Origin of the sequence: Macrococcoides caseolyticum (assembly GCF_002902665.1) — a bacterium.
In the GTDB taxonomy this organism is placed as follows: domain Bacteria; phylum Bacillota; class Bacilli; order Staphylococcales; family Staphylococcaceae; genus Macrococcoides; species Macrococcoides caseolyticum.
This window is the reverse complement of sequence record NZ_PPRM01000107.1, coordinates 1-219: the sequence shown is the minus strand read 5'-3', so window position 1 is coordinate 219 and position 219 is coordinate 1. Positions and strand designations below refer to the sequence as shown.

The window sequence follows — 219 nt, the reverse complement described above, 5'->3', positions numbered from 1 at the left end:
AGAAAAAAATGTCCACGCTAAAATGTCCACGCTTAATCAAGTGATTAAGACCGGGAAAGAGCTGTCACAACAGGCGTTACAACATGTTCATGCAAAAAAGGAAACTATATTCTTTTTAAATCTATTAAATATCTTTTTAAGTAACAGAAAACGTTCTGTAAAAAAACAGTCTAAAGTTTTATATCACAACATTAAAAACTCAGATATCCGTGTCAAACC

The 219-nt window shown here is 31.5% G+C and carries 1 pseudogene; it reads left to right on the top strand.

Annotated features, from left to right (window positions below):
* A pseudogene (locus tag CD152_RS12090) lies at positions 1–219 on the top strand (hypothetical protein); the annotation flags it as partial.